General features: G+C 34.7%; 25 protein-coding genes and 1 pseudogene. 7 read left to right on the forward strand and 19 right to left on the reverse strand.

Annotated features, from left to right (window positions below; genetic code table 11):
• The first annotated feature begins 136 nt into the window (after nucleotides 1-136).
• Nucleotides 137-565, forward strand: coding sequence for a hypothetical protein (locus tag MV589_RS08180; RefSeq protein WP_297433746.1), 429 nt, complete (start codon nucleotides 137-139; stop codon nucleotides 563-565).
• Between the two features lie 32 nt (nucleotides 566-597).
• Here MV589_RS08180 and tsf read toward each other — a convergent pair whose 3' ends face one another.
• A complete protein-coding gene (gene tsf, locus MV589_RS08185; RefSeq protein ID WP_297433747.1) occupies nucleotides 598-1653 on the reverse strand; it encodes a translation elongation factor Ts in 1056 nt (351 codons plus the stop codon).
• Between the two features lie 2 nt (nucleotides 1654-1655).
• Entirely contained in the window at nucleotides 1656-2414 is a 759-nt protein-coding gene (gene rpsB, locus MV589_RS08190) for a 30S ribosomal protein S2 (RefSeq protein ID WP_297433749.1), read from the reverse strand.
• A gap of 281 nt (nucleotides 2415-2695) precedes the next feature.
• Between rpsB and MV589_RS08195 the strand changes: the two genes are divergently transcribed.
• Complete coding sequence (locus tag MV589_RS08195; RefSeq protein ID WP_297433750.1) at nucleotides 2696-4228, forward strand: DUF3373 family protein; 1533 nt, start codon at nucleotides 2696-2698, stop codon at nucleotides 4226-4228.
• Between the two features lie 22 nt (nucleotides 4229-4250).
• Here MV589_RS08195 and bcp read toward each other — a convergent pair whose 3' ends face one another.
• The 13 genes from bcp to MV589_RS08260 all read right to left on the reverse strand — a co-directional run bounded on the left by bcp (nucleotide 4251) and on the right by MV589_RS08260 (nucleotide 16343).
• Nucleotides 4251-4721, reverse strand: a complete 471-nt coding sequence (gene bcp / locus MV589_RS08200; protein WP_297433752.1) for a thioredoxin-dependent thiol peroxidase — start codon at nucleotides 4719-4721, stop codon at nucleotides 4251-4253.
• 23 nt (nucleotides 4722-4744) lie between these two features.
• Nucleotides 4745-5224, reverse strand: a complete 480-nt coding sequence (locus tag MV589_RS08205; protein ID WP_297433754.1) for a DUF420 domain-containing protein — start codon at nucleotides 5222-5224, stop codon at nucleotides 4745-4747.
• A gap of 3 nt (nucleotides 5225-5227) precedes the next feature.
• Nucleotides 5228-5827: a DedA family protein gene (locus MV589_RS08210; RefSeq protein ID WP_297433756.1), complete on the reverse strand. Its 600-nt coding sequence runs from the start codon at nucleotides 5825-5827 to the stop codon at nucleotides 5228-5230.
• Nucleotides 5817-7250, reverse strand: a complete 1434-nt coding sequence (locus MV589_RS08215; protein WP_297433758.1) for an McrB family protein — start codon at nucleotides 7248-7250, stop codon at nucleotides 5817-5819. The genes MV589_RS08210 and MV589_RS08215 overlap by 11 nt, the downstream gene beginning before the upstream one ends.
• The gene (locus MV589_RS08220; RefSeq protein ID WP_297433760.1) at nucleotides 7247-8383 is read right to left on the reverse strand and encodes an McrC family protein; all 1137 of its coding nucleotides are present in this window, start codon (nucleotides 8381-8383) and stop codon (nucleotides 7247-7249) included. The genes MV589_RS08215 and MV589_RS08220 overlap by 4 nt, the downstream gene beginning before the upstream one ends.
• Nucleotides 8376-8723, reverse strand: a complete 348-nt coding sequence (locus MV589_RS08225) for a HepT-like ribonuclease domain-containing protein (RefSeq protein ID WP_297433762.1) — start codon at nucleotides 8721-8723, stop codon at nucleotides 8376-8378. Before MV589_RS08225 ends, MV589_RS08220 begins: the two co-directional genes overlap by 8 nt.
• Entirely contained in the window at nucleotides 8716-9024 is a 309-nt protein-coding gene (locus MV589_RS08230; protein WP_297433764.1) for a nucleotidyltransferase family protein, read from the reverse strand. The genes MV589_RS08225 and MV589_RS08230 overlap by 8 nt, the downstream gene beginning before the upstream one ends.
• Nucleotides 9025-9053: 29 nt before the next feature.
• Nucleotides 9054-10082 (reverse strand): undecaprenyldiphospho-muramoylpentapeptide beta-N-acetylglucosaminyltransferase, encoded by a 1029-nt coding sequence (gene murG, locus MV589_RS08235; RefSeq protein WP_297433766.1) that lies wholly within the window; start codon nucleotides 10080-10082, stop codon nucleotides 9054-9056.
• A complete protein-coding gene (locus MV589_RS08240) occupies nucleotides 10079-11263 on the reverse strand; it encodes an FtsW/RodA/SpoVE family cell cycle protein (protein WP_297433768.1) in 1185 nt (394 codons plus the stop codon). The genes murG and MV589_RS08240 overlap by 4 nt, the downstream gene beginning before the upstream one ends.
• Before the next feature lie 6 nt (nucleotides 11264-11269).
• On the reverse strand, nucleotides 11270-11800 hold the full coding sequence (locus MV589_RS08245; protein ID WP_297433770.1) for a hypothetical protein: 531 nt from the start codon (nucleotides 11798-11800) through the stop codon (nucleotides 11270-11272).
• Nucleotides 11797-12321, reverse strand: a complete 525-nt coding sequence (locus tag MV589_RS08250; protein WP_297433772.1) for a hypothetical protein — start codon at nucleotides 12319-12321, stop codon at nucleotides 11797-11799. The genes MV589_RS08245 and MV589_RS08250 overlap by 4 nt, the downstream gene beginning before the upstream one ends.
• Complete coding sequence (mqnP, locus tag MV589_RS08255) at nucleotides 12318-13178, reverse strand: menaquinone biosynthesis prenyltransferase MqnP (RefSeq protein ID WP_297433774.1); 861 nt, start codon at nucleotides 13176-13178, stop codon at nucleotides 12318-12320. Before mqnP ends, MV589_RS08250 begins: the two co-directional genes overlap by 4 nt.
• A 63-nt stretch (nucleotides 13179-13241) precedes the next feature.
• Nucleotides 13242-16343, reverse strand: coding sequence for an FIST N-terminal domain-containing protein (locus MV589_RS08260; protein WP_297433775.1), 3102 nt, complete (start codon nucleotides 16341-16343; stop codon nucleotides 13242-13244).
• A 109-nt stretch (nucleotides 16344-16452) separates the two neighbouring features.
• Between MV589_RS08260 and MV589_RS08265 the strand changes: the two genes are divergently transcribed.
• The 4 genes from MV589_RS08265 to miaA are packed head-to-tail and all read left to right on the forward strand — an operon-like array spanning nucleotide 16453 to nucleotide 20052.
• The gene (locus MV589_RS08265; RefSeq protein ID WP_297433777.1) at nucleotides 16453-16989 is read left to right on the forward strand and encodes a hypothetical protein; all 537 of its coding nucleotides are present in this window, start codon (nucleotides 16453-16455) and stop codon (nucleotides 16987-16989) included.
• Nucleotides 16989-18404, forward strand: coding sequence for a cardiolipin synthase (gene cls, locus MV589_RS08270; protein WP_297433779.1), 1416 nt, complete (start codon nucleotides 16989-16991; stop codon nucleotides 18402-18404). The genes MV589_RS08265 and cls overlap by 1 nt, the downstream gene beginning before the upstream one ends.
• Before the next feature lie 2 nt (nucleotides 18405-18406).
• Complete coding sequence (locus MV589_RS08275) at nucleotides 18407-19144, forward strand: endonuclease/exonuclease/phosphatase family protein (RefSeq protein ID WP_297433781.1); 738 nt, start codon at nucleotides 18407-18409, stop codon at nucleotides 19142-19144.
• A 17-nt stretch (nucleotides 19145-19161) separates the two neighbouring features.
• On the forward strand, nucleotides 19162-20052 hold the full coding sequence (gene miaA, locus MV589_RS08280; RefSeq protein ID WP_297433783.1) for a tRNA (adenosine(37)-N6)-dimethylallyltransferase MiaA: 891 nt from the start codon (nucleotides 19162-19164) through the stop codon (nucleotides 20050-20052).
• On the opposite strand, the gene aguB is transcribed toward miaA, so the two are convergent.
• Both aguB and MV589_RS08290 read right to left on the reverse strand, forming a co-directional pair.
• Nucleotides 20049-20897, reverse strand: coding sequence for an N-carbamoylputrescine amidase (aguB, locus tag MV589_RS08285; RefSeq protein WP_297433785.1), 849 nt, complete (start codon nucleotides 20895-20897; stop codon nucleotides 20049-20051). The genes miaA and aguB overlap by 4 nt on opposite strands.
• Nucleotides 20898-20900: 3 nt before the next feature.
• The gene (locus MV589_RS08290) at nucleotides 20901-21179 is read right to left on the reverse strand and encodes a peptidylprolyl isomerase (protein ID WP_297433787.1); all 279 of its coding nucleotides are present in this window, start codon (nucleotides 21177-21179) and stop codon (nucleotides 20901-20903) included.
• A 270-nt stretch (nucleotides 21180-21449) separates the two neighbouring features.
• Between MV589_RS08290 and MV589_RS08295 the strand changes: the two genes are divergently transcribed.
• Nucleotides 21450-21950, forward strand: coding sequence for a hypothetical protein (locus tag MV589_RS08295; RefSeq protein ID WP_297433790.1), 501 nt, complete (start codon nucleotides 21450-21452; stop codon nucleotides 21948-21950).
• Here MV589_RS08295 and MV589_RS08300 read toward each other — a convergent pair.
• Together MV589_RS08300 and MV589_RS08305 are read right to left on the reverse strand one after the other, a co-directional pair.
• The gene (locus tag MV589_RS08300) at nucleotides 21943-24183 is read right to left on the reverse strand and encodes an AAA family ATPase (protein WP_297433791.1); all 2241 of its coding nucleotides are present in this window, start codon (nucleotides 24181-24183) and stop codon (nucleotides 21943-21945) included. The two genes, MV589_RS08295 and MV589_RS08300, sit on opposite strands and share 8 nt — an antisense overlap.
• 4 nt (nucleotides 24184-24187) lie before the next feature.
• Nucleotides 24188-24513 (reverse strand): annotated as a pseudogene (locus MV589_RS08305) (insulinase family protein); the annotation flags it as partial.

Raw genomic sequence — 24513 nt, forward strand, 5'->3', positions numbered from 1 at the left:
ATTATATCAAATTTATAGAACATAAAATTTTAAAAGAAGTTTATTTTATTGAAATGTCTTATAATTTAAAAGCATTTTATGATAAAATAATGAGATAAGTACTTTCGGGTATATTTAGAATAAAAAAGGGAGTTTTATGTTAAAGAAAACATTAGTAGGTTTAGTTTTAGGTGCAAGTTTAGTTTCAAGCTTAAACGCAGAGACATTAAAGCATGATATGGATGTCTTAGCAACAAGTTTATCATCAGTACAAAGAGCGTTTTTATTAAATAATAGAGAAATGTCTGTACAATTATTGGCTGATTTGAAAAAAAATATTAAGCATACATTAGGCAGTAAAGAGAAAGTTATCAGTTTATTACCTGATAAATTGAAATACAAATCAAGAATTGCTGTAAATAGTGGAAGAATGATTAATCAATATATTGATCAAATTGATGAAATTTATGCAGATAAACACTTGAAAAATATTGAGGCTCAAATGGAATCACAAAATGCACTTATTCAAATTCAAGAGCAATGCTACAAATGTCACAACCTAGTTCGTGACTGGGATAAAAGATAGTCCTACTTCATAAATGAGTTAAGCCAAAGGGCTTAGCTCATTTGTGCTGCAACTTCTGCTGCGAAGTCGTCTTCTTTTTTCTCAATTCCTTCACCAACTTCAAGGCGAATAAAATCAACTATTTCAGCAGTTCCACCAAGTTTTTTGGCAGCCGCTTCAACAGCTTCAGCCACTGTTTTTTTATCATCAAGTACATAAGATTGATCTAAAAGTGCTTGCTCTTTATCAAGAGTAGTATTGTCATCAATAAAACGCGCTAATTGACCAGGGATAATTTTATCCCAGATTTTTTCAGGTTTGTTTTGTTCTTTGAGTACTGCTCTAATGTTCTCTTCTGCTTTTTTCATTACATCTTCAGTAAGTTGCATCATAGATACATAAAGAGGAACATTTTTAAGAGGTTTTTTCAAACGTGAAAGTTCTTCATTCTCTTTTTTGATAGCTTCAATTCTACCTTTTGTTTCACTCTCTACATATTCAGGATCAAAATCTTTGTATGAAAGTGTTGTAGGTTTCATCGCAGATGCATGCATTGCAACTTGTTTTAGAGTATCTCTAAGACCTTGGGCAGTTTTAGCGCTATCACATTTTGCTTTTACAATAACTGCAATACGACCATTTGAGTGAATATAAGCATTCATAGCAACTGTATCATCTTCAGCTTCTAAAGTACCAAAACGACGAAGCTCAATTTTTTCACCAATTTTTGCAACTGTTTCAGTAAAGTAAGTACCAAACTCACTTCCCATTACTGCTGCAACATCACTTGGATTAGTATTGAAAATCTCTTCAGTAGTTTTAAGTACTAGATTTTGAAAACCTTCATTTTTGGAAACGAAATCAGTTTCAGAGTTAATCTCTGCTACTGTAGCTTTAGAGAAATCATCAGCAATTTTAAGACCTACAAGACCTTCTGCTGCGACTCTATCTGCTTTTTTCGCTGCTTTAGCAATACCACGCTCTTTTAAAAGCTCAGCTGCTTTGTCCATATCGCCATCAGCTTCAACAAGAACTTTTTTACAATCCATCATTGGCGCGTCAGTTGCACTACGCAACTCTTTTACCATTGCTGCTGTTACTGCTGCCATAATTACGCTTCCTCTGTAGCTTCTGGTGCTACTGTTTCTTCAGCTGGAGCTTCTTCTACTTGTTCTTCTTCTGCTGGTGCATCACGAAGTGCTTTACCTTCATTAATAGCAGCTGTCATTTCACGACAGAAAAGTTGAATAGAACGAATAGCATCATCATTCCCTGGAATTGGGTAAGTGATAAGATCTGGATCACAGTTAGTATCTAGTGGCGCAACAATAGGAATATTAAGGCATCTAGCTTCTAAAACTGCAATGTGCTCTTTTACTGCATCAACAACAAAAAGCATATCTGGAAGTTTTTTCATATTACGGATACCACCGAAATATTGCTCAAGTTTCGCTTTTTGACGAGAAAGCATTAAAGCTTCTTTTTTTGTTAAAAGATCAATTTGACCATTTTCTTGCATTTCACTAATAACATCAAGTTTACGAATAGATTTTTGAATAGTTGGAAAGTTAGTAAGCATACCACCTAACCATCTGTTGTCTACATACGGCATATTACAAGCGATTGCAGCTTCACGAACTGAGTTACGAGCTTGTTTTTTTGTACCAACAAAAAGAATTGTTTTTCCTTCAGCTGCAGCATCCATAACAACTGTGTAAGTACTACGGAAATAACGAAGAGTTTTTTGTAAATCAATAATATAGATATTTTTACGAACACCAAAAATATATTTTTTCATTTTCGGGTTCCAACGACGAGTTTGGTGTCCAAAGTGTACACCACATTCTAAGAGGTCTTTCATAGTTACCATAGGGTATCCTTAAATTGCATTATTTCGTGCAAAGAAATTTCGTTAGTTGGCTTTGAGAGTGTCGAACAATAACCGTTAAAAAACGGGTTGCACTAACTTTTTGACACAATCTGTTAATATTTTCTTTTCCACCTAAGTTTTAAAGAAAAATCCGCGAATTATACTAAAACATAGTTTAATTATAGCTTTTTACAAATAAATAAAAAACTTAAATTATAATTTAAAATTATATTTATACAACTTAATGTATAGTATCACAAGAATTTAATAAAAGGGACACAATGAACAAGCCTCTCCTCCTTTCCTTAGCAGCTGTAGCACTACTAGGCAGTAATCTAAACGCAGAGACAATGTACACAAAATTTCAAACTATGGAGCTTGATATGAAAAAACTACAACATGAAATAAGTGCCTTAAAAGCAGAACAGAAACAACTCAAAGCAGATGCACTCAAAGCTCAGGAAGAGGCTAAAAAAGCGAAAGAATCTGATGCGGAGGATGAAGATGAAGAGAGCGTAAATGAAAGACTTACTGATCTTGAAGAGTCCCTTACAGATCTCAATAAAGCAACAAATGGCTCTCATCTAAAATTTAATGTTGATTATAGATTTGCAGTTGAAAATATGCAATACAAAATGGCAGATGGCTCAAAGGTAAATAATGATGCCTTTATGACAAATAGACTCTGGTTAAATATGAACTGGGCAGCTACAAAACACCTTAGTTTTACAGGACAACTTGCATACAATAAAGCCTTTGGTGCAAGAAGCGGAGCGAACAATGGTGCTTATGAGACTTTTGACTGGATAGCAAATGAGAATGCATATGATGATACCCTGAGAATACGCTCTGCATATTTTTTATATAAAAATGATACTTTTTTAACAACTGATATTCCTTGGACATTCAGTATTGGTCGTCGTCCATCTACAAATGGACACCTTGTAAATCTTAGAGATGACGACCATGCTTCTTCACCGATGGCACATACTATTAATGTAGAGTTTGACGGACTAAGTTCAAAATTTGTACTTGAAAATCTAACGGGAATAGAGGGAATGTATGTAAAATTTTGTGCAGGACGAGGTATGAGTAATGCACAGGCAAAACTCTCTGCTACGCCTTTTGCTACAAACAAGACAACAACTCCAAATATTGATTTAGCAGGTCTAATATTTGTACCTTATGATGATGGACAATACTCACTAAACACACAATACTACTATGCAAATAACCTTATAGATGCCACGGACAATAATAATGCTACACTAAAAACAGTCGGTGGGCTGCATTCACTTACTGCAAATATTGTCGCAAATGGAATTGGAGATGAAATTAGTGACTTTTTAGATGATACAATTTTCTTTGTAAGTGGTGCTATGAGTATCACTAATCCCAACAAGAGTGGCGGTGGAATGCTTGGGTGCACAGAGAGAAAAAAAGGCTATTCAGTATGGACAGGAGTACAGATTCCATCACTTATAAGCGAAGAGGGACGTTGGGGTCTTGAGTACAACCACGGTACAAAATTCTGGAGAAGTTTAACTTATGGTGAAGACACAAATATAGGTTCTAAACTCGCAGCGCGTGGTGATGCATATGAAGCTTATTTTACTGAACCAATCATTGAAGATGCACTCTCAATACAAGTTCGTTATACATATATTGACTATGCATTTTCAGGAAGTAATGGATTTTTTGGAGACACAACCGGAACACCACTCTCAATGGAGCAAGCAGTTGCAAATAACCTTGGGAACAGCGTAGTAGATACAGCTCAAGATATTCGTTTTTATATTAGATATAGATACTAAAAAGAGATTTTCTCTTTTTAGCTTACGCGTTTTGTAACTCTGCTAACTTCTCTTTTACAGCTTCTACATGTCCTTTTACTCGTACTTTTTCCCATTTTGCACGAACAATCCCCTCTGGGTCGATAATAAATGTTGAACGAACAATGCCCATATACTCTTTGCCATAGTTTTTCTTCAACTGCCACACACCGTAATTCTGCATCATATCAGTACTTTCATCGCTTAATAGTGTAATGCCAAGATCTTTTTTTTCTATAAAGTTTCTATGCTTTTTCGTACTATCTGCACTCACACCTAGTATTACTGCGTTTAGAGAAGAAAAGTCGGGTGCAGCCTCTGTAAACTCACACGCCTCAGTTGTACAACCTGGTGTATTGTCACGAGGATAAAAGTATAAAACTATCCATTTGCCTTTTAAATCTCTTAAACACATCTCAACATCATCTTGATTTGGCAGACAAAACTCTGGAGCTTTTTGACCTATTTCTAACATATTTTTTCCTTTTAGTAACTTTTTTAATAGACGAATAATAGCAGATAAACCCAAATAGCGCTAAAAGAGGTAAAAACAATACCTAAAAATGTTTTGAGTGCCAAAAGTTTGTGTGCATTAGATTTTCTACCAGGAATAAGAGCTTTTGAAAATTGGTAATTTGCCTTCACCACTGTTACACCCCAGTACAAAAGCGTAATAGTAGCTATGATAATATGTACAATCAACACAATAGAAGCATAACTATGAGAGACTTTACTTCCCTGCATAAAGGCATCAAAACCCCCACCAATACGCACACCATATTCAAAATAACCAACCACTATCACAGAAACCACAAAGATGAGATTTTGTAAAAAGCCATGTATCTTATAGAATTTTTTCTTTGCAAATATAATTGCACTGTAAACGAGTAGCGGTAAAATTACAACTATTAAAGTAACAAAATCCATAAAAAATGGAGCACGCGTCCCTAAAAAACCCGGTGCAAACATATAGTCCATAAACTATGCCTTTCTCTTTTGATAACGGTAGTATACAGCGACTAAAATTACGAGCAGCACAACTACTACAATAGTAATCTCTTTTAAGTATTGATGAATAAGAGCTTCATTTGTTCCTATGAAATAGCCTAACAGTGTAAGCACTAATGCCCAAATACCTGCACCTAAAGTAGTGTAGAGAGAGAATTGCACCAAATCCATCTTCGCAATTCCGGCAGGAATAGAGATAAGCTGACGAATTCCTGGAATTAAACGCCCCGTAAAAGTAGAGATATGCCCATGCTTTTCAAAGTAATTCTCCATCTTTATAAGTGTCTCTTCTTTAATAAAAAAATACTTTCCAAATTTAATAAGAAACTTACGCCCAAGTGTCAGTGCCAAATAGTAATTTATAAATGCACCAATAAGACTACCCACCAAAGCACTTCCCATAATAGCTAAAATACTCATACTTCCCTGCGAAGCCAAATACCCAGCAGGTACCAAAACAAGTTCACTAGGAAATGGAATAAAACTAGACTCAATAGCCATCATAATCACTATTCCAACATACCCCCAGTCAAATATTAAATTTACTAAATCTTGTGCTAATTCATGAAGCATCGCTATTTCCTCTTAATAATTTATCTATATTTACACTTTCATCACTATAAAAATATTCTTCTAAAAGTGGGCGGATTTTATACTCTTTTAAAAAGTCTAAATCTATTGTTTCGCCCATAAAATAACTATGACCCAACATAAAATCTTCGCCTAGTTTTCCTTTTATCTCTGTATTGAGACTCTCCATCAAATTACGAGCTTCTACATTCTTTACCAAGTTATTGTTTGGTTTCATTTTTAAAAATGTAAATCTTCTTCGTAGTGCTATATCTATTGTTGCTATTGATTTATCTGTAGAGTTCATAGTAGCAATAATGTAAAGATTTGAAGGAATCATAAACTTATCTTTTGAATATGGCAGTGTCACTTCATAAATATCTCGTTTATCCTCTTCTATGAGTGTAATAAGTTCTCCAAATATTTTAGATATATTGCCTCTGTTTATTTCATCTATTACAATATAAAAATTTTTCTTTTCTATTATTGTTTGAGTTTTTTGCATCATGGAAACTATTTTTTTTGCAATTGGAAGATAATATCCGGCTAAAGATATTGTATCTTTTTTTACATTGAGCGTTTTAATATCACTAGGCTTTGTTATCTTACCTTCTAAAATAGCTTCTACAACAATTTCAAGGTCACTTTTCTTCACATATTGTTCATTTTTTGCACCTTCAGAAAGCACCCGCAAAGAACGTTCACTAAAATCTTGAATAATAATATTAATACCTCGTACAGTTTTCAACTGCTCAAAATTATCTTCAAAATACAAATTTCGCAATTCTTCATATGCTTCACTGAAACTCATATATTTATTTTGAGAAGCTTTTAGATTTTCTCTTGCTTCTTCTACAATTCTTTTAAAAATTCCATCCTCAAGCTCAATATTTCCCTTTTCAGTTGGACGAAATCCTTCTATAAAATCTTCATAAGAGTAACTCTGATGAAAGCTGATAAACTCTACTCTTTTCTCATCTTCTATCTTTTGAAAATTAGCTTTACCAAGTTCTGTTTTTTGCTTTATTTCATTATCTGTTATGGTATCAAAAATCTCTTTTTGTCCTTTTCCCTCTTCTATCATAGAAATTAATCTTTGATAATTATGTGTTTTTCCAACACCTGGAGGACCGTAGAGGATTATGTTTTTCGTAGTTAACTGATGAGTGACATCTTGCTTTAAATTTTTCGTTTTCCCACTTAATAAATTATTATTTTCTAATAATTTTTTTAGCCTCATACCTTTATTAATTTCACTATAGTAAGATTCTTTTCCTGTTGCTTTTTCTGCAATATTTTTAATATTTTTACCTTTTAGGGTATCAGCATATTCAATTCCAAACAAATGTATAGACGCAACCTGTTCATTTGTTTTAGCATTTTCATACAAATTTTTTAAAATAATACTTAATTCTTCTTCGCTCATCCCAATATCTCCACTCTTTTTTTCATCTCAATTATAAACTCTTCATACCCACCATCAAAATCCAAATCTATGCTTCTCATTTTTAGTTCCACTATTGTATCATCTTTGCCAAGTTTCAAATCTTCAAAAATAGTTTCTAAATGTTTTGGATAAAGTAACATTGTATTTTTTATCTTGAAATTTGTTCCATAAGCAAACATCTGATATTTATCAGCAGCACTTAAATCTGCTCTACTTCCTATTTTCTTGTACTTAGTATCAATAATCATATCAAAAGTCACAATATCTGGTTTTAGCACTAAACTTCCATAATTTTTCTGTCGCTGCGTTTGCGTCGTCCTATCTAAACTCTTATATATTTTACCTATAAAATTTTCAAACAACTCATTCATATCAAATAAAAAAGCAAAGCTCTTTTTCTCTTGCGTAAACATTGGTATCATCTTTTGCAGTAATAATAATGCCAATTCATAACTCTGTTTAAAACGATGATTTATTCTATCAAAACCTATATTGAGCTTTTGTATATCAAATTTTTTCGTCCCTACATCGCACAATATAAGTTCACACTCTTTTAAAATCTTTTTATTTTTCACAAAAGGAAGCAGTGTCTGCAAAGCAAAAAGAAAAAATCTATTGAGTTCATTGTCTTCACTAAATTCATCATACTCACAATAAATTTTATTTCGAGTAAAATTATGTTTTACATTTTCATTGAGAAGATACTTCCCTCGTAATTTTGTAAGATTATCTTGTTGCGTAATGTATGTTTTATAAAGTCCTTTTTTCAACTCTTTTAAAAGATTCTTTACAAATAACTGTACTAAAATTTCTAAAATTGTACTTTTCTTGTTTTTCGCAGCAGCCATATCTTCATTTTCAATGCTAATATCATAAGAGTAAAATAACATATAAATAAAAATATCTAAATTTCTCTCTGCCTCACGAGAACTAATTTTTGGTAAGATATAAACATCACTACTATCAAAATTTAGAATCCCGCAATACTGTAAAGGATATATCTCTCCCCATCTACTTTTAAAATATTTGTGTAAGTGTTGATTTTGTTGAACATACTCAATAAATTGAGAATTAGTAATTTTTTCATATTCATAAAAAATATTTTCAGTCATCAAAGCTTATTTTTAAAAGTTTTACTTTTAATTCAGGAAGATAACTTCTTAATATATTTTCAATAAATCCTAAATCCACACCTTCATAATCATGCACAATATAATTACGCGTATAATAAGCACCATCTCTATCGTCTTTTAAATCATACTTTTTGACTAAGACATCATCGAGTTTCTTTAATGTCTCACCAATTTGAGACAATCCCATAAGAACAGCCATTTGTCCTTCAAAATCTTCAAGTGTTTTAACAATTCCATGATGACGACAAATAATTTCATCAATATTATCAATCATTTCAAGTATAAATTCTACTTTTGCCTGCATAGATTTTTTAGACATAAACCACTTCACTTAAAATGTATTTTTTTGCAGTTTCTGAGAGATTGTTTTTTGGAGCTAAATCTATTTTTTTATTTACTTTTTTTGAAATAAATTCCTTAATTTCATCAAGTTTTTTAAATCCCATAAAACCTTTGTATTTCTTATAAAAGTTATCTTCAAGATGGTATAACAAATCTAAATCACTATGCTCAGTAAATTCATCTCTAGCATATGAACCGAAAATACCGTCAATAACAAAACCATCATCTACTAAGTTTTTTTTCAAAATTTTAATTTGTTGTAACATTTGTTCATTCATTCTTTAGCCTTTGAAGTATTATAGCAAAATCAACTATTTTTTATCATAGCCTTTACATCTTTTATCATCGTAGCAGCCACATCTTTTGTACTATATTTCAAAAGTTTTTCACTCTTTTCTTTGAGTTTAGGCTCTCTTATGATTTGCATCAGAACTGATTTTAGATCCTCATTTTCTCTTGCACACCAGCCTAGATTATGCTCCACTATAAACTGGGCATTGTGGTACTGATGATCACCCGCGGCGTATGGGTAGGGGATGAAAAGTGCGGGGCATCCGTTTGCTGTAAGTTCCCAAAGAGTAGAAGCTCCTGCACGTGAGACAGCTAAATCTGCACACGTTATAAGTGCTGGTAACTCTTTTGTAAAAGCATAGAGTGAAACATCTACACCCATCTCTTCGTATGCTTTTTTTACTCTCTCATAATCAAACTCTCCCGCTTGATGTATGATATTTATGCCCATATCTTGCAACTCTTTTGCCACACTCAAAGCTAATTCATTAATGGCTCTTGCACCATGGCTGCCACCTAAAAATATTATACTTTTAAGTTCATCTCTTACTCTTGCATTTTCATAAAAAATCTCTTTTATAGGATAGCCTTTGATAGGAGAATTTGCATCATAGGCAGATACAAAACTCTTTGCATATCTCTTTAAAAGCCCATTAAGTCTTCCCTGCACTGCGTTTTGTTCGTGAATAAAAAGTGGCACTCCATTAAAGATGGAAGCAAACGCAGCTGGTGCAGCAGAGAAACCACCTACACTATATACAGCATCTATTTCTTGCTCTTTTAGTATCTTTTTTGCTTGTAAAAAAGCTCGAAACACTTTAAAAAGAGCTTTTATTTTTCCTAAACCTTTTTGATTTACAACACCAGTTGTTTCTAAAAAATAGACATGAGAAAAGAGGCTGTTTTTAGCAAAATACTTTCTATCTTGTCCACTTGTTGAACCTATGAAAATGATTTCATGCCCATCTGCAACAGCCGCCTCTGCCAAAGCTTCGGCTATCATCAAATGTCCACCTGTTCCCCCACCTGTTATGCAGATTTTCATAACTTTTTCCCTTTATCCATTTTTGCTTTTTTTGATGCCATTAGAACCATACCAACGCCAAACGCAGCACCTAACATTGCCGAGCCGCCATAACTTAAAAAAGGTACAGAGATACCTTTAATTGGAGTTATTCCACTAATTCCATACGCATTTACTAAAAATTCAAACGATAAAACAAGACCAATACCCATACTAAAAAGATAAATACTCATATCTTCTGAACGGTTTGCAATCTTAAAAATTCTCTGTATCATCCAAAGAAATATGAATACAACAAACAAAAGTCCAATAAAACCAAACTCTTCAGAGAGCCCTGCTAAAACAAAATCGGTATGTACTTCACTTAAAAAACCAAGCTTAAATGTCCCATCACCCAATCCTGTTCCAAAAAGACCACCATTATGAATTGCGTTTAGTGAGTTTCCTATCTGGTAAGGTTCTACCTCAACAGGTACACGCAGTTTGTCTGCAATGCTATCTGGTAAAAGTCCCAAAACAGAGTTTTGAGCAAGCGCCCACCATGATTTTATACGCAAGATACGATGATGTGCTGTCAATATAAAAATGACAATAGCTGTAAAAATTCCACCTAAAATAGTAAAGAAAAAACGGAAGCTACTCCCTGCAAACATCAGCATAAAAAGAAGCGTAGCACCTAAAACAACGACCTGCCCAATATCTTTTTGTAAAAAAGCAATAATAAACATTGCCATAACAAATATTACAGCATAAGGGAGAAATCTTTTAAACTCATTTTTAAGTCCCATACCGTCATGATGCCCAAGTTTTCTGGAGAAACTCCATGCCAAAAAGTAGACAAAACCAACTTTGAAAAACTCAACTGGTGCTAAAGAAAATCCCGCAACTTTTATCCATCTTTTTGCACCACCAACAGCAGAAACAACACTCTCTGGTAAAAAAGGCATAGCAATCATTAAAATAAGTGAAACAGCAAAAAGTGTCAAACCAATTGGCTTCAGCCATTTGTCTGGATTTAACTGAGAGAGTCCAAAAATAATGCTAATACCAAGTAAACCAAAAATAGATTGGCGAATAACAAAATGAAATTGACTTACATCAAAAAGCAGTGTTGTATATGGGGTAAGTGTATAAGAGAGGACAATTCCTATACCTATTAAAATACTCACTAAAGTAAAAAGTTTTCTATCTGCACTATACACTAAAGGCTACTTTATCTTATTTATTTTAAGTACAAATTCAACTTCAGGCTGGGCAAGATGAAGCTCTTTTGAAATTATTTCAATATCAACACCCTGCTTATACAAAGAGATGATTTTTTCATCATCATTTGCATGCAAAGAAGAGGGAATGGAAATCTGTCTAACGCCACTCTCAAGTTGTGATATTCGAGCATCTATCTCAAGTTCAATAGATTCAATGTTATTTTGCATCTGTTTGAGTGCAAGAGCTAGAGGTTGCTGCATATCATAAACACTTCTCTCTATCTCTTGGTATATCTCATCATCATTCATTCGCTGCGAATTTTTTTGAATACTCTGCTGCGTTTGCTCTAGCTTTTTTTTGAGATAATATATTTCACGATTTGCATCTTCAACAACAGAAGCAACGGAACGGATGTTCTTTGTATATTTTGCATCTTTAGTAAAAACATAATAGAGCAGATACAAAATGATTAGTGCCATAAGGATAACAATATATTCAAGACTAAACGAAAGATTTAGGTTTGCTATATTCACGATTTTTTCTCTCGCATTTCACGTATAAGCACACGCTCACGAGCTGTCATATATGCCGCCCACTCTTTTTCATCTCTCTCATGCATTTTTACAATCTCTACAAGAGAGGGTGAAAGTGCTTTGAAAAAGACACCAATATCGCGTCTAGGATGTACCGGCATATCTATGCGCCCATAGTAAAGTACTCCCTCTTCTAAAAGAGCATCTTTTAATTCAAAGTGCTCAAAACCTATAGCTTTTATTGCAGCTTCACAAGTCAAAGAGACTCTTTTAGGCTCTTCATTTTTTAAAAACATCTCTAGTGCATCTATTTTTCTATGTAGCTCTACCATTAGATTCAGCAGTATAGGGTCACTCTCTGCTGTTTCGCCTCTTGCTTTTGCAAGTTTTAGCCACTGGCTAATTGGATCATCATCACTCTCACTAAGCTGTTGGTATTCTCGCTCATAGAGTGCTTTATCTAAATCAGCTTGAGAAAATTGTATGCTTATTGGTGCTGGAACTAGACGCGGTGTACTCATGAGAGCATCCTATCTATTACAATCAAGATGAAAAAAGCGATGCCCAAATAACCATTAACTGTAAAAAATGCTCTATCTATTTTTGTAAAATCACGACGCACCAAAGTCTGTTCATAGTAAAGCACAAACCCACTTCCAACTGCTGCTACAAATGCGAAAAATCCAAGATGAGCCGCCCAAACAAACAAAATCCAAAAAAGCACTGCAAGAGAATGAAAAAGAGCAGAGATGAAAAGTGTCGCCTCTGCTCCATACTTTGAAGGTATAGAGTGAAGATTTTTCTCTTTATCAAAATCAATATCTTGTAGAGAGTAGAGCAAATCAAATCCAGCAACCCAAAAAATCACACCAAGAGAGAGTAGAACCGACCATAAAGGGATGGTAGCAGTGACAGCAACCACACCTGCAATAGGGGCAAGTCCTAAAGATATGCCCAAAATAACATGTGCCAAAGAGGAGAATCTTTTAAAGTAAGAGTAAGAGCCTAAAACTGCCAAAATAGGAATGCTTAGAGCAAATGCAAGGCTGTTTATCATATATGCAACGGTGATAAATATCGCTGCGTTTACAACAATAAAAATCAAAATACTCATAGCATCCAAACGCCCATCAACATTAGGACGAGAGGCAGTTCGAGGATTTTGTGCATCAATGTCTCTATCGGCGTAACGATTTACACCCATTGCAAAGTTTCTTGCACTGAGTGCTGCTAAAACACCCATCAAAAGCAACCAATAGCCAAACCAACCATCCGCTGCAACAACCATGGCAATAAAAATAAAAGGCAGTGAAAATATAGAGTGTTCAAACATCACAAGCTCATTAAAATCTTTCGCTTTTTTCAGTACTCTTTGCAAATAATTCCCTTTGTAAATTAATAAGAGCCATTTTAGCTAAAAGTGATTTAAAGTTGGATGATATTAACCTAGTGCCTGCTCAATCATTTTAATATGTTTCGTGACTGCGTTTAATTCAGCACTATAATCCAATACTTTTTTTTCTAAAGCATTCTGTTCAATCTCTTTCATAACATCATAAATATTGTCAATATAGAGAGCACCTGCAGCACCTTTTAATTTGTGTGCTTTTTCATACACTTTTTGCATATCTTTAAGCGCAATAGCCTCTTGCAACTCTGGCAATATCTCGTGAACACTTGATAAAAAAGTTTTTAAAAGATTCAATGATACCGCTTCGCTAAGCCCTACTTTTGTCCTTAATCTATTCACTATCTCTTTTATATAGATTGTATTCATTTGATTCTGCGATTTTGAGTACTTACACAAAATCTCTTCAAGCCTATTTATATCTATAGGTTTACTTAAATACCCATCCATACCACACTCTAAAAATCTTTTTTTATCATCCTCAAGCGTATTTGCAGTTAATGCTATTATTGGCACACTAAGATGTAACTCTTGTCGTATATATTTTGTTGCATCAATACCATTTTTTATAGGCATATTTATATCCATCAAAATCAAATCATAAGATTTTTCTTCTACCTTACGTATCGCATCATCTCCATTAACAGCAAAAGTAAGTGTAACATTTTCATATTTTTCAAAAATTGACTCAATCAACATTCTATTTACATCATAATCTTCTGCAACAAGTACATTTAAGTATAAGTCATTGCAATTATTATTTTTCTCGCAAAAAGAAAGATTTGTATCTTTTTCTAAAGAAGCACTACTTTCATGGCACTTTTGAAAAACAATATTAAAATAAAATTCACTCCCTTTTCCCTCTTGAGAGTCCACCTTAAGTTCACTTCCAAAAACCTTGAGTAAATCGGAACTTATACTAAGACCAAGCCCTGTTCCTCCAAATTTTCTAGTAGTTGAGGCATCCGCCTGTGCAAATGGTTTAAAAATCTCTTTAATTTTTGACTCTACTATGCCTACCCCACTATCTTTTATACTAAAACGTATATTTTGTTGCTCTTTTTCATCACTTTGCAGCATTATTTTAAAATGAACAGTTCCAAAACTTGGTGTAAATTTTATGGCATTAGAGAGCAAATTTATGATAATTTGACGTAAACGTACAGAATCACTCACTAGACAGTTCGCAATTTTGGTATCTATATCAAATATATATGTTAAAGATTTTTCGTCCGCAGAGAGTTGTAAAAGCTCAAATGTAGTTTTAAATTCATCATATGGATTGATAGATAATTTCTCAAGTACAATCTTTTTATGTGTTATTTTTGAAGAATCTAAAATATCGTTCACAATATCAAGTAAAACTTTTGTTGAACTCCCAATTACTTTTACATATTTTTGCTGCGTTTGATTTAGCTCTGTTTTTTCTAAGAGTTCACTAAAGCCAATAATCCCATTCATAGGTGTGCGTATCTCATGGCTCATATTTGCTAAGAACATAGACTGTGCCGCTTCTGCCTCTTGCGCTTTTTGCTTACTCTTTACCAAATCTGTCACATCTTCACTAATGACCATATATTCTAAAATATTATGCTTTTCATCGTGAATAGGTATTATAGAACTATGTACATAAAAAATAGTGCCATTTTTTGCGACATGTGTTAGCTGTCCACTCCATATTTTTCCTTTTCGGATCTCATGTAAAATTGCATCAAAATCTTCCTTTGAAGTACTGGTGCTTTTTAAAATAGTGTAATTTTTTCCTATCAATTCTCTAGACATATAACCACTAATCTCTTCAAACTGTCCATTAATATATTTAATACTTCCCGTAACATCCACTCGTGCAATAATTACAACACTCTCTAAGGCTTTTAAAAACTCATCAAGTTTAAATTTTGATGCTTTGAAATTTTTCTCTTGTTCACGGAGCTCTCCTGTCACATAATCCATAAAATGAAACAGTACATTATCTGTTTTAGAGTTATCATAAAATTTACGATTTTCTGAAATAGAGTGCTCTAAAAGTTGCGTATTTTTTTCACGTAAAAAAAGTAATGTCGTAGTAACATTTAAAAATTTGGACTTCTCTTGAGAATAAAAGAACTCTCCATATGTAAAAAAACCACTTGCAGGTGCTTTTTGCTCAATAATGCGAAAAGTTTTTTCTAGATCTTTACCTAAGAACTGTTTTCTAGCAACACAAGAGTAGATGAAACAAGCCTGCAAGGTATCTTCATCTTCTATCTCACTTTTTGGATTGTACTTGTTTACAAGATTACGACTTCCAATTCCAAAACGAACCTCTTGCCCCTCATCAATATTTCCACCATACACAATACTTCCATCATCATCTAGCTTAAACATTGAACGGGCGATAAGGACACCATTATCTTCATAAAGTAAGGGAAATTCTATGGTTGAAGCAGGCATATTTTCAACTGCAAAATCTCCAAGTACTTCTGTATATACATCTTTTATAGGTCGATTATTTATCTCATAAACTCTTGCACCATCTGCTTTCGTGACCAAAAATGTAGAACCAATTGGTCGCCAACCAAGGTTATAATCTTCAAAAACTTCCAACTCTTCACCCTCAAGTGCCACACATACAGCACCGCCAGAAAAGATTTTATTTTTATAAATAGTATATGTTTTTTCAAAATCGAGTAAATCACCTGCCATACCACCAGCAACAACGGCCTTTTGAAAATTATGGCTCTCTAAGCCTTGAAGGTACTCATCTCCGTTGTGATTTAATCCATCTAAAAAAGTAATAACACATTTTGTATTTTTATTAAAAATTTTTTTTGAGAGTGATTGTCCTAAAGTATAAGAATCATCTGCTACTGCATAATAAGCATGCAACAGTGTTTTTTCAAAAACAGAAATACTTACAACTGTTTTGTGTTCATAAATTGCACCATGAACAATTTCACCTGCTGTTGAAGCGCCTACTAGCAAAGCATTCGGAAGTTCTTTAGTGATTTGGGAAGCTATATCTTCAAGAATCTCTTTTGATTGTGAACTAAAGAGTTGTATTAAAACAGCCGTATGACTTGTACTGATTTGAGACGCTTGCAAAAAATTATGGAAACTTTTAGAATCGTCGTAGAGATAATTATATTGCTTCATAGACAAATTATATTCAAATTGTGCTTAATTATTATAGTCTGAAACTTAATATCTATCAAACAAATTTTTAAGTAGAATATTTATAAAATTTACCGAGGTATTAAAAAGAATGAAATTACTAATTTTAATAACAATAACCCTACTTTTTTCCGCGTGTAATATTGGAGAAACACAACAAGAGCTAGAAGCAAAACTAGCAGAATCAAAAGCAATAGAACTAAAAAAAATAGATACTAAAAAAGAACTTGAAAAAGAAAAAATCATAGTGCAAGGGAAAAAAGATAAAACACTTTTAGAGATGCAAATGATGCAGATGCAACATGACAACAATACAGAAATAGAGCGATACATTTTAATTATGGCGTTTTTTCTACTTATCATTATTAGTTTTTTTATTTACTACTATTTTAAAAAGCGTCATGAAGATAAACTGCGTTCTTATCAAGACAATTTAGACAAATACTTTCACCAACAAGAGAATATGACAAAAATGCGTATTGCTGAAAAAATCATAGATACCGTTGCTAGTGGAAAGTTAGATAAAGCCCAAGAGAGTGAACTTATAAAAGCACTGAGTGGAAACATTGCGCCAACGCAAGAGCCAAAACTCCTGAATGACACCACTGAAGATGCTGAGATTCTCTAATGCTTCTTAGCCTGCTACTTCTTTTTCATCTCCTTGGATTTATTTTAGCTCTTGATGCTTTAATGACTGCAAGAACTTCACAAGGTGCTACTGCATGGGTAATATCTCTTATTACTCTACCCTATGTTGCCATTCCCCTCTACTGGTTTTTTGGAAGAAGTAAATTTGAGGGCTATACATCTGCGCGTAAAGAGGCAGAAGAAGTGGTCGCAAATAAACTCAAAAACAGACTTACTAAAATAGAGAAGTATGTACCACAAGACTCCTCTTTAGGATCATTTGAAAAGAGTCTCCAACATCTTGCAAAAATGCCCTATTTTCAAGCCAATGAACTTGAACTGCTCATTGATGGCGAGAAAACTTTTGCAAGTATTTTAGAGGGAATTGCCAAGGCAAAAGAGTATGTACTTTTAGAGTTTTATATTGTCCGTGATGATACGCTTGGAAGAAAAGTACAACAAAGCCTCATTAAAAAAGCGCAAGAGGGCGTAAAAATCTACTTCATATATGATGAGATCGGAAGCCACCAACTCCCTGAGAGTTATCTCAACACAATGCGAGAAGCAAAGATTGAGGTGTACAATTTTCATACGCAAAAGGGTATTAAAAACAGATTTCAAATCAACTTTAGAAATCACCGTAAAATAGTCATAGTCGATGGCATAACAAGCTGGCTTGGCGGGCTTAATATTGGTGATGAGTATCTCTCTCAAAAGAAAAAATTTGGACATTGGAGAGATACCCACTTAAAAATTACTGGTCCCTCCACCATCGCCGTTCAAAAAACATTTATTGAAGATTGGTATTGGGCAACTGAAAAACATATTGAAAACCTACGATGGACGCCACTACTCTCACAAAAAGAGAATAAAAAAGTTCTTATAGTACCATCTTCTCCCTCTGATATTGTCGAGACTGCTTCACTTATGTACCTCCAAGCCATCAATGCTGCAACAGAGCGTATATGGATTTCGAGCCCCTATTTTATTCCAGACAGGGCTATCATTAAGGCACTGCAACTTGCAGGACTTCGAGGGGTGGATGTTCGCATTTTAATTCCTGCAAAAGCGGATCATATTTTAGTCTATCTCGCTGCATTTACCTATTTTGAAAACATTGCGGTGACAGGTGTGAAATTTTTTCGCTACAACGATGGCTTTTTACACCAAAAGGTCATGTTAATTGATTCTCTTCATGCAACTGTAGGTACAGCGAATATGGATAACCGCTCTTTTAGACTCAATTTTGAAATTGCAGCACTTATCTCAGATAAAGCATTTGCACAAGAGATAAAAATGATGTTTGAAGAAGATTTTAAAAATTCCTATGCACTTGATATTGCACAAATAAGCCATGAACCTTTTCTTTTTAAACTCATAACACGCTTGGCAAGACTCACTTCTCCGGTGCTGTAAATATGTTTATTCCAACAGAGTCAGCAAAAAATCTACAGCATCAAAAAAATTCTTTGGCGTGTAAATTTTCTCTGCTTGTATGGAATATTCATAAAGAGAACCAAACAGATGCGTTTCAAAAAAGTTTTTCTACCCTTATGCAAAACAATCCAAGTGATATTCTTCTGCTTCAAGAAGTAAAATACCCAAAAAAGAGTCGCTTTTTTTTCCAAGAGTACTCCTTTTCTCTTGCTGCAAACATTCAAACACAAGAGAATCTTTTTGGCGTTTTAACCGCCACAAAATCTCTCTTTCACGACAGCATAAGCTCCCTCTCCACAAAAAAAGAGCTTGGATTTAGCACACATAAAAGTTTTCTTATATCCAAACATCAACTCTGTGACAAACAAACACTCTACCTAGTAAATATCCATGCTATTAATTTTGTACCTTTAAAAACTTTTGCAGATGAACTCTCTAAAATCAAAGAGCTGCTCTTGCCCATCAAAGAGCCTCTTATTGTTGCAGGAGATTTTAATAACTGGAACAAAAAGCGTCTTAACTTACTCAATGATTTTCAAAAGGAGTTAGGTTTGTGTGAACTTGCATTTAAACAGCAGCATCATGTAAAAAAGATATTTTCACATGAGCTTGACCACATTTATTACAGAGGTCTTACCCCGCTAAACGCAGCGGCAATAGAGACAAAAAATATCTCCGACCACAACCCACTTTATGCACTTTTTGAGCTACAATCTTAAAATGCTATAATTCATTTATGAAACAACTTGCCATCATTGGACCCACCGCATCAGGAAAGAGTGATTTAGCCATTAGTGTTGCACAAAAAACTGATGCCTACATTCTCTCTATAGACTCGCTCAGCATCTACAAAGAGATAGACATCGTCGCGGCAAAACCATCAAAGAGTGAGTTAAACGCAGTAAAACATTTTGGCATTAATGAACTCTACCCTAACGAATACTTTAGTGTTGATATTTTTATAGATTTATACAAAAAGACAGTAGCGGCATGCCAAAAAGATGACAAGAACCTCATTATCGTTGGTGGCACCTCCTTTTATCTCAAATCTCTGCTTGATGGACTCTCCCCACTTCCTAAAATCACAAGCCAAACGCAGCGAATTGTAGAAAGGAAACTTCAAAATTTAGAAGAGTGTTATGGACTTCTCTCTTCACTTGATAGTGAGTATATGCAAAAAATAGCACCAAATGACCGCTACCGCATTGAAAAAGCGCTGCTTATTTATGAAGCTTCCAAGCTCACTCCCTCAGAGTGGTTTCAAACGCATCCACCACAGCCTGTTATAGAGAACCTGCATGTTTTTAACATTGATGTAGAGCGTGAAGTGTTACGACAAAGAATAGCGCTACGTACTCAGAAAATGTATGAGATGGGGTTAATAGATGAAGTTTGTTACCTTGAACAAAAGTACACACGCTCCCCTCATCCTATGGGTGCTATTGGCATTGTAGAGGTTCTAGAGTATCTTGATGCAAAGGTGAGTAGAGAGGAGATGCTTCAAAACATCACAACTCATACTGCCCAGCTTGCAAAACGACAACAAACCTTTAACCGTACACAATTTGGCGACATCACCTCTGCAAAGCTTGAGGATTTGGAAGCTATTATTTTACAAAATATCTAACAAATATCTTTATACATATCAGGTCGCCTATCTCGCAAAAGTCCCCAGTACTCTCTCTGTTTTGCATTCTCTTCTAGGTCAAACGCAGCGTAAAGTATTGCCTCTTTATCTCGACTCGCTTCAGCTACTTTTGCACCTGTATAATCTGTAATAAATGAAGAGCCATAAAATATAAGCTCACAGCTCTCTCCCACCTCTTTTGCGTAACGATTCGCTACGACAACAGGCACTGTATTTGTCGCGGCATGCCCCATCTGTACACGCTGCCAATGCTCTTTTGAATCCAGCCCAATCTCTGGCTCACTTCCTATGGCTGTCGGATAGAAGATAATCTCAGCACCCTTTAGCGTCAAAGCACGTGCTGTTTCACAAAACCATTGATCCCAACATATTCCTACACCAATTTTACCAAAGCTTGTATCATAGAGTTGAAAACCTGTATTGCCCGGCTCGAAGTAGAACTTCTCTTCATACCCAGGACCATCGGGAATATGTGTTTTACGATAATTTTGCAGCATATCACCCTTGTCAATCACAACCAAAGAGTTATAGTAAGCATTCTCCGCCTTTTCAAAATAAGAGACCAATACAACCACTTCAAGTTTACGTGAAAGTGCTGAAAACTCGGCTATTAGTCTATTATTTTGAAGTGGCGCAGCCCATGAGAAGTACTTCTCATCCATATCTTTACAGAAGTAGAGTCCCTCAAAGAGCTCAGGTAAAAGTATAATTTGCGCGCCATTTTTTGCCGCCTCTTCTACAAGGCGTTTTGCTTTTGCAATGTTTGAGACTTTATCCTCACTCATTGACATCTGCACGGCTGCTACTTTTACCTCTGTTGCCATTTTCTAGCCTCTACCAGTCACTTCTAAAAGGTGGTAGCCAAACTGCGTTTGAATAGGTCCGTAAACCACGCCGACATCACCGCTAAATACAGCCTTGTCAAACTCAGGCACCATCTGCCCTGGTCCAAATTGCCCTAAATCTCCACCATTATTTGATGATGGACAAGTAGAGTACTGTTTTGCAATCTCTGCAAAATCAGCTCCGTTTTCTATCTCTGTTTTTAACTCATTACACTTTGCTTCACTATCTACTAATATATGTCTTGCTGTTGCCCATGCCATACTACTATTCCTTAATTTTGTTTCACAAAATGAAGGGAACCTATTTCTTTTTCATCACGCCAATGGAAGTAATTCCATTGGCTACGTTAACACTTGGTTTCCTTCAGCAGGAGGCTCATCGCACTGGTGCGATTGTATCTGCTTTTGTTTGTGTCATTCTACACTAAGTTTTATTACTTTAAAATTTATTAATCAACTTAAGTAAATCTAATTCATATTATAATCATGTAATTAATTTTGTATTATACAAAAAATCAAAATGGAGTAAATATGAAAAATATTATCTTAGCCCTTATCGTTGCGTTTAGCTTTATAGGATGTAGTTCTAAAAGTGATGAACAAGCAGCAAATGCCACACCTAAACTTGTTGTAAGCAAAAGTCTCTCTGAGCTTAAACTTAATGATCAAAATGAAAAGCCACAAACCATCTCTAAAGAGACAAAAATTGTCTTTTTCTCATTTGCAAAGCCAACTGGTCACATTTGTAATAAATTTCTTGAGTCAAAACCTGCAAATTTTTTACAAGAACATAATGCTCTTTATGTAGCAGACGTAAGCCCTGCACCTTCACTTATTAAGAAGCTATTTATTCTTCCTGATTTAAAAAAGCTTAAATTTCCAATCTTATTAATTAACAATGATAAACTCTCTGCTGAGTATTCAAAAGGGATGAACAAAGATAAAATTGTAGTTGTGCATCTTGAGAATAAAAAAATTATTAGTATAGAAAACTTAAGTGATGAAAAAGCTTTAGAGAAACTCTTTAAATAGAAAGTTCAAGCAAAACAGTGTCTCTGCGTGTCACTTCGACACGCCTACAAGCAGATTCAAACGCAGCGCCCTCTCCTATGAGGATACACTTATGTTTTGCCCTTGTTATTGCAGTATATATTAATTTTGTATTGTGCATAATAAAGTGCGTAAAACTCATAGGAATAACAACTATGTCATACTCCATTCCTTGTACTTTATGCACGGTGAGTGCGTATGATAGCATAAGATGTGAGCGAAGTTCATCATACTCATACTGCACGACCACATCCTCATTTGGATAAAAAACAAATGCCTGCTCCTCTTGGGAGTCTATTTTAAAAAGCAGTCCACTCATCCCGTTAAAAATTCTTCTCTCACTTGCATCTTCACCCATTTTAAAGCCATCAGCACTCCATGCAGTCATATTTTCATTTTTTGTATGTACCACCTTGTCCATCAAACGAAACTCCTGCTCCCCTTTTTTGATGCACTTTTTAGGATTAGGGTTAAAATACTCCTGCAAAACTTTGTTGAGATTTGTGGTACCCAAAGAGCCACCTTTCATAGGAGTAATCACTTGAAAATAGTTCAAATACTCTTTTATCTGCTTATTGTTAAGTCGGTATCTCGCTTTTTCTATGGACTCCACAACACGATGCAGCATCTCTGCTATGATATTTTGAGAATTTTGTTCTCGCAGTTCTTTTAGCTCTTCTTGAGAGAGTTGCTGTTTTAGAGCATAGTAGTTGGCAATACTCAAATCTATAAACTCAAAGTCATCATATTTGGCTCTATACTCAGGCACTTCTCCTTGACGGATTTGATTGGCTATAAGTGCAATGGCTTGCTCCTCACTCTGTCTATAAATCTTTGTAAGTTTTACAATAGGGGCAAGCGCTAAAGTAAGAACATCACTCAAAACATTTCCAGCACCAATAGGTGGTAGCTGGGCATCATCTCCTACAATTATGACAATAGCCTTTTTAGAAATCTTACTCATTAAGCGTGCAAACAAAGAGGAGTTTATCATCGAAGCTTCATCTATTAAGACAACCGAATAAGGAAACATATCACTTCCCTCATGTTTGACTAAAAGAGACTGAATAGTAGCAGACTCAAAGCCTGTTGTATCGCTAATTCTTTGAGAGGCTATACCACTTAGGGCACAGGTCATTATCTCTTTTGCATCATATCTTGTGTTGAGTATCTCTAGTATCGTTTTACTTGTTGTACTCTTTCCAGTTCCCGCATAACCCACTAAAAAAAGAAGACTTACGCCATTGTTTATCATCTGAACTGCCTCTTTTTGTTCAGCTCCAAGTTTAAGTGAACTCTCTTCTAAAAAAGCATCAAGATTTTTCACAAAACCGCCACTGTCATGCTTCGCTCGTGTGCGAAAATCATCATACAAAAACTTCTCAGCATCATAGAGCCGTGCAGGTGAAACTCTCTCATTTTTCATCACCACTATGCTCTGTTCTGCCACTCGCTCAACCAAAGCCGCTTCATAAAGATGCCTCTTATCTGTAAACCCAAGCATCTCATCAAGTCCACCAAAAAGCACCTCTTTTGCGATGCAGGAGTTCCCCTGCGCCTCACAATAGTTAAGCAAAACATAATCCATCGCAGAGCTTATGCGTTTCTCATTCTCTGGTGCTATACCCATTTTAAGCGCAAGTTCGTCCGCACGTTTAAAACCTATAGAATTAATATTTGTAAGAATGTAGGGATTTTCTTTAATCTTTGTGCAAGGCTCATCCACATCTTTCATCGCTGTAGCTATAGTGGTGAGTAAAACAGGGGAGACTTCATAGGGAGTAAGAAATTCACCCAAACGACGCATAGAGCGAAACTGCTTCCATGAAGTTTGAATTTTTTTAAGACGTTTCTCTTTTATGCCTTTAAATTCCAACAATTTTTCAATATCATTGTCAAGAATATTAACAAGCTCTTCTGAGCCAAAATGCTCTATTAGGTCAGCTGCAAGTTTTTTTGTAAAACCTTTTATGATTTTATTTAAGAAGAAAAAAAGTTCATTTTGATTGACTTTTATGGCATCAAATTTAAAAGTTTTACCATATTTTTTATGCTCATGCCACTCACCTTCAAGAGTAATGGCAGAACCCTTAATGTTTGAAACATCACTCTCAAAGTAGCTTCCACTTACCCTCTCACCACTTTTTAAAACTGCGATGAAAAAACCGTCATCACCTTCAAAAAGTATGCGGTCAATCTGTCCAATGAGTGTCAAGATACTACTCTGTGACTATTGCGAAACTTTGTTCGAGTATCTCTTTGTGTGATTTTATGAAGTTGTTGAGATCTTTAAGTTTTAACTCTTTTATCTTTTTTAATTCTATCTCAGAGTGATTAAGTGCAAAACCTTTGTAGTAGTCCATAAAAGTACGGTTAAGCCTTTGACTCATTGTCTCTACTCGAAGCGGTTCACTACCAAGTAAAAATTTCTTTGTCTGCTCCAACTCATCCGCGGTAACACCCTCTTTTACAAACTTGGCTATGACATCTTTTACAGTCTTTTTTGCTTCATCCATAGTATCAAGTTTTGTTTGCAAATAACCTG

The organism is Sulfurimonas sp. (genome assembly GCF_026991475.1).
GTDB lineage: Bacteria > Campylobacterota > Campylobacteria > Campylobacterales > Sulfurimonadaceae > Sulfurimonas.

Excerpts from the sequence above, each read along its gene's own strand:
- MV589_RS08295 (WP_297433790.1), top strand. The coding sequence starts at position 21,450 with ATGAAAAATATTATCTTAGCCCTTATCGTTGCGTTTAGCTTTATAGGA.
- MV589_RS08180 (WP_297433746.1), top strand. The coding sequence starts at position 137 with ATGTTAAAGAAAACATTAGTAGGTTTAGTTTTAGGTGCAAGTTTAGTT.
- MV589_RS08290 (WP_297433787.1), bottom strand. The coding sequence starts at position 21,179 with ATGGCATGGGCAACAGCAAGACATATATTAGTAGATAGTGAAGCAAAG.
- rpsB (WP_297433749.1), bottom strand. The coding sequence starts at position 2,414 with ATGGTAACTATGAAAGACCTCTTAGAATGTGGTGTACACTTTGGACAC.
- tsf (WP_297433747.1), bottom strand. The coding sequence starts at position 1,653 with ATGGCAGCAGTAACAGCAGCAATGGTAAAAGAGTTGCGTAGTGCAACT.
- MV589_RS08250 (WP_297433772.1), bottom strand. The coding sequence starts at position 12,321 with ATGAGTACACCGCGTCTAGTTCCAGCACCAATAAGCATACAATTTTCT.
- MV589_RS08210 (WP_297433756.1), bottom strand. The coding sequence starts at position 5,827 with ATGCTTCATGAATTAGCACAAGATTTAGTAAATTTAATATTTGACTGG.
- cls (WP_297433779.1), top strand. The coding sequence starts at position 16,989 with ATGCTTCTTAGCCTGCTACTTCTTTTTCATCTCCTTGGATTTATTTTA.
- MV589_RS08220 (WP_297433760.1), bottom strand. The coding sequence starts at position 8,383 with ATGACTGAAAATATTTTTTATGAATATGAAAAAATTACTAATTCTCAA.
- bcp (WP_297433752.1), bottom strand. The coding sequence starts at position 4,721 with ATGTTAGAAATAGGTCAAAAAGCTCCAGAGTTTTGTCTGCCAAATCAA.
- murG (WP_297433766.1), bottom strand. The coding sequence starts at position 10,082 with ATGAAAATCTGCATAACAGGTGGGGGAACAGGTGGACATTTGATGATA.
- miaA (WP_297433783.1), top strand. The coding sequence starts at position 19,162 with ATGAAACAACTTGCCATCATTGGACCCACCGCATCAGGAAAGAGTGAT.
- MV589_RS08230 (WP_297433764.1), bottom strand. The coding sequence starts at position 9,024 with ATGAATGAACAAATGTTACAACAAATTAAAATTTTGAAAAAAAACTTA.
- MV589_RS08275 (WP_297433781.1), top strand. The coding sequence starts at position 18,407 with ATGTTTATTCCAACAGAGTCAGCAAAAAATCTACAGCATCAAAAAAAT.
- MV589_RS08265 (WP_297433777.1), top strand. The coding sequence starts at position 16,453 with ATGAAATTACTAATTTTAATAACAATAACCCTACTTTTTTCCGCGTGT.
- MV589_RS08215 (WP_297433758.1), bottom strand. The coding sequence starts at position 7,250 with ATGAGCGAAGAAGAATTAAGTATTATTTTAAAAAATTTGTATGAAAAT.
- aguB (WP_297433785.1), bottom strand. The coding sequence starts at position 20,897 with ATGGCAACAGAGGTAAAAGTAGCAGCCGTGCAGATGTCAATGAGTGAG.
- MV589_RS08195 (WP_297433750.1), top strand. The coding sequence starts at position 2,696 with ATGAACAAGCCTCTCCTCCTTTCCTTAGCAGCTGTAGCACTACTAGGC.
- MV589_RS08225 (WP_297433762.1), bottom strand. The coding sequence starts at position 8,723 with ATGTCTAAAAAATCTATGCAGGCAAAAGTAGAATTTATACTTGAAATG.
- MV589_RS08205 (WP_297433754.1), bottom strand. The coding sequence starts at position 5,224 with ATGGACTATATGTTTGCACCGGGTTTTTTAGGGACGCGTGCTCCATTT.
- MV589_RS08260 (WP_297433775.1), bottom strand. The coding sequence starts at position 16,343 with ATGAAGCAATATAATTATCTCTACGACGATTCTAAAAGTTTCCATAAT.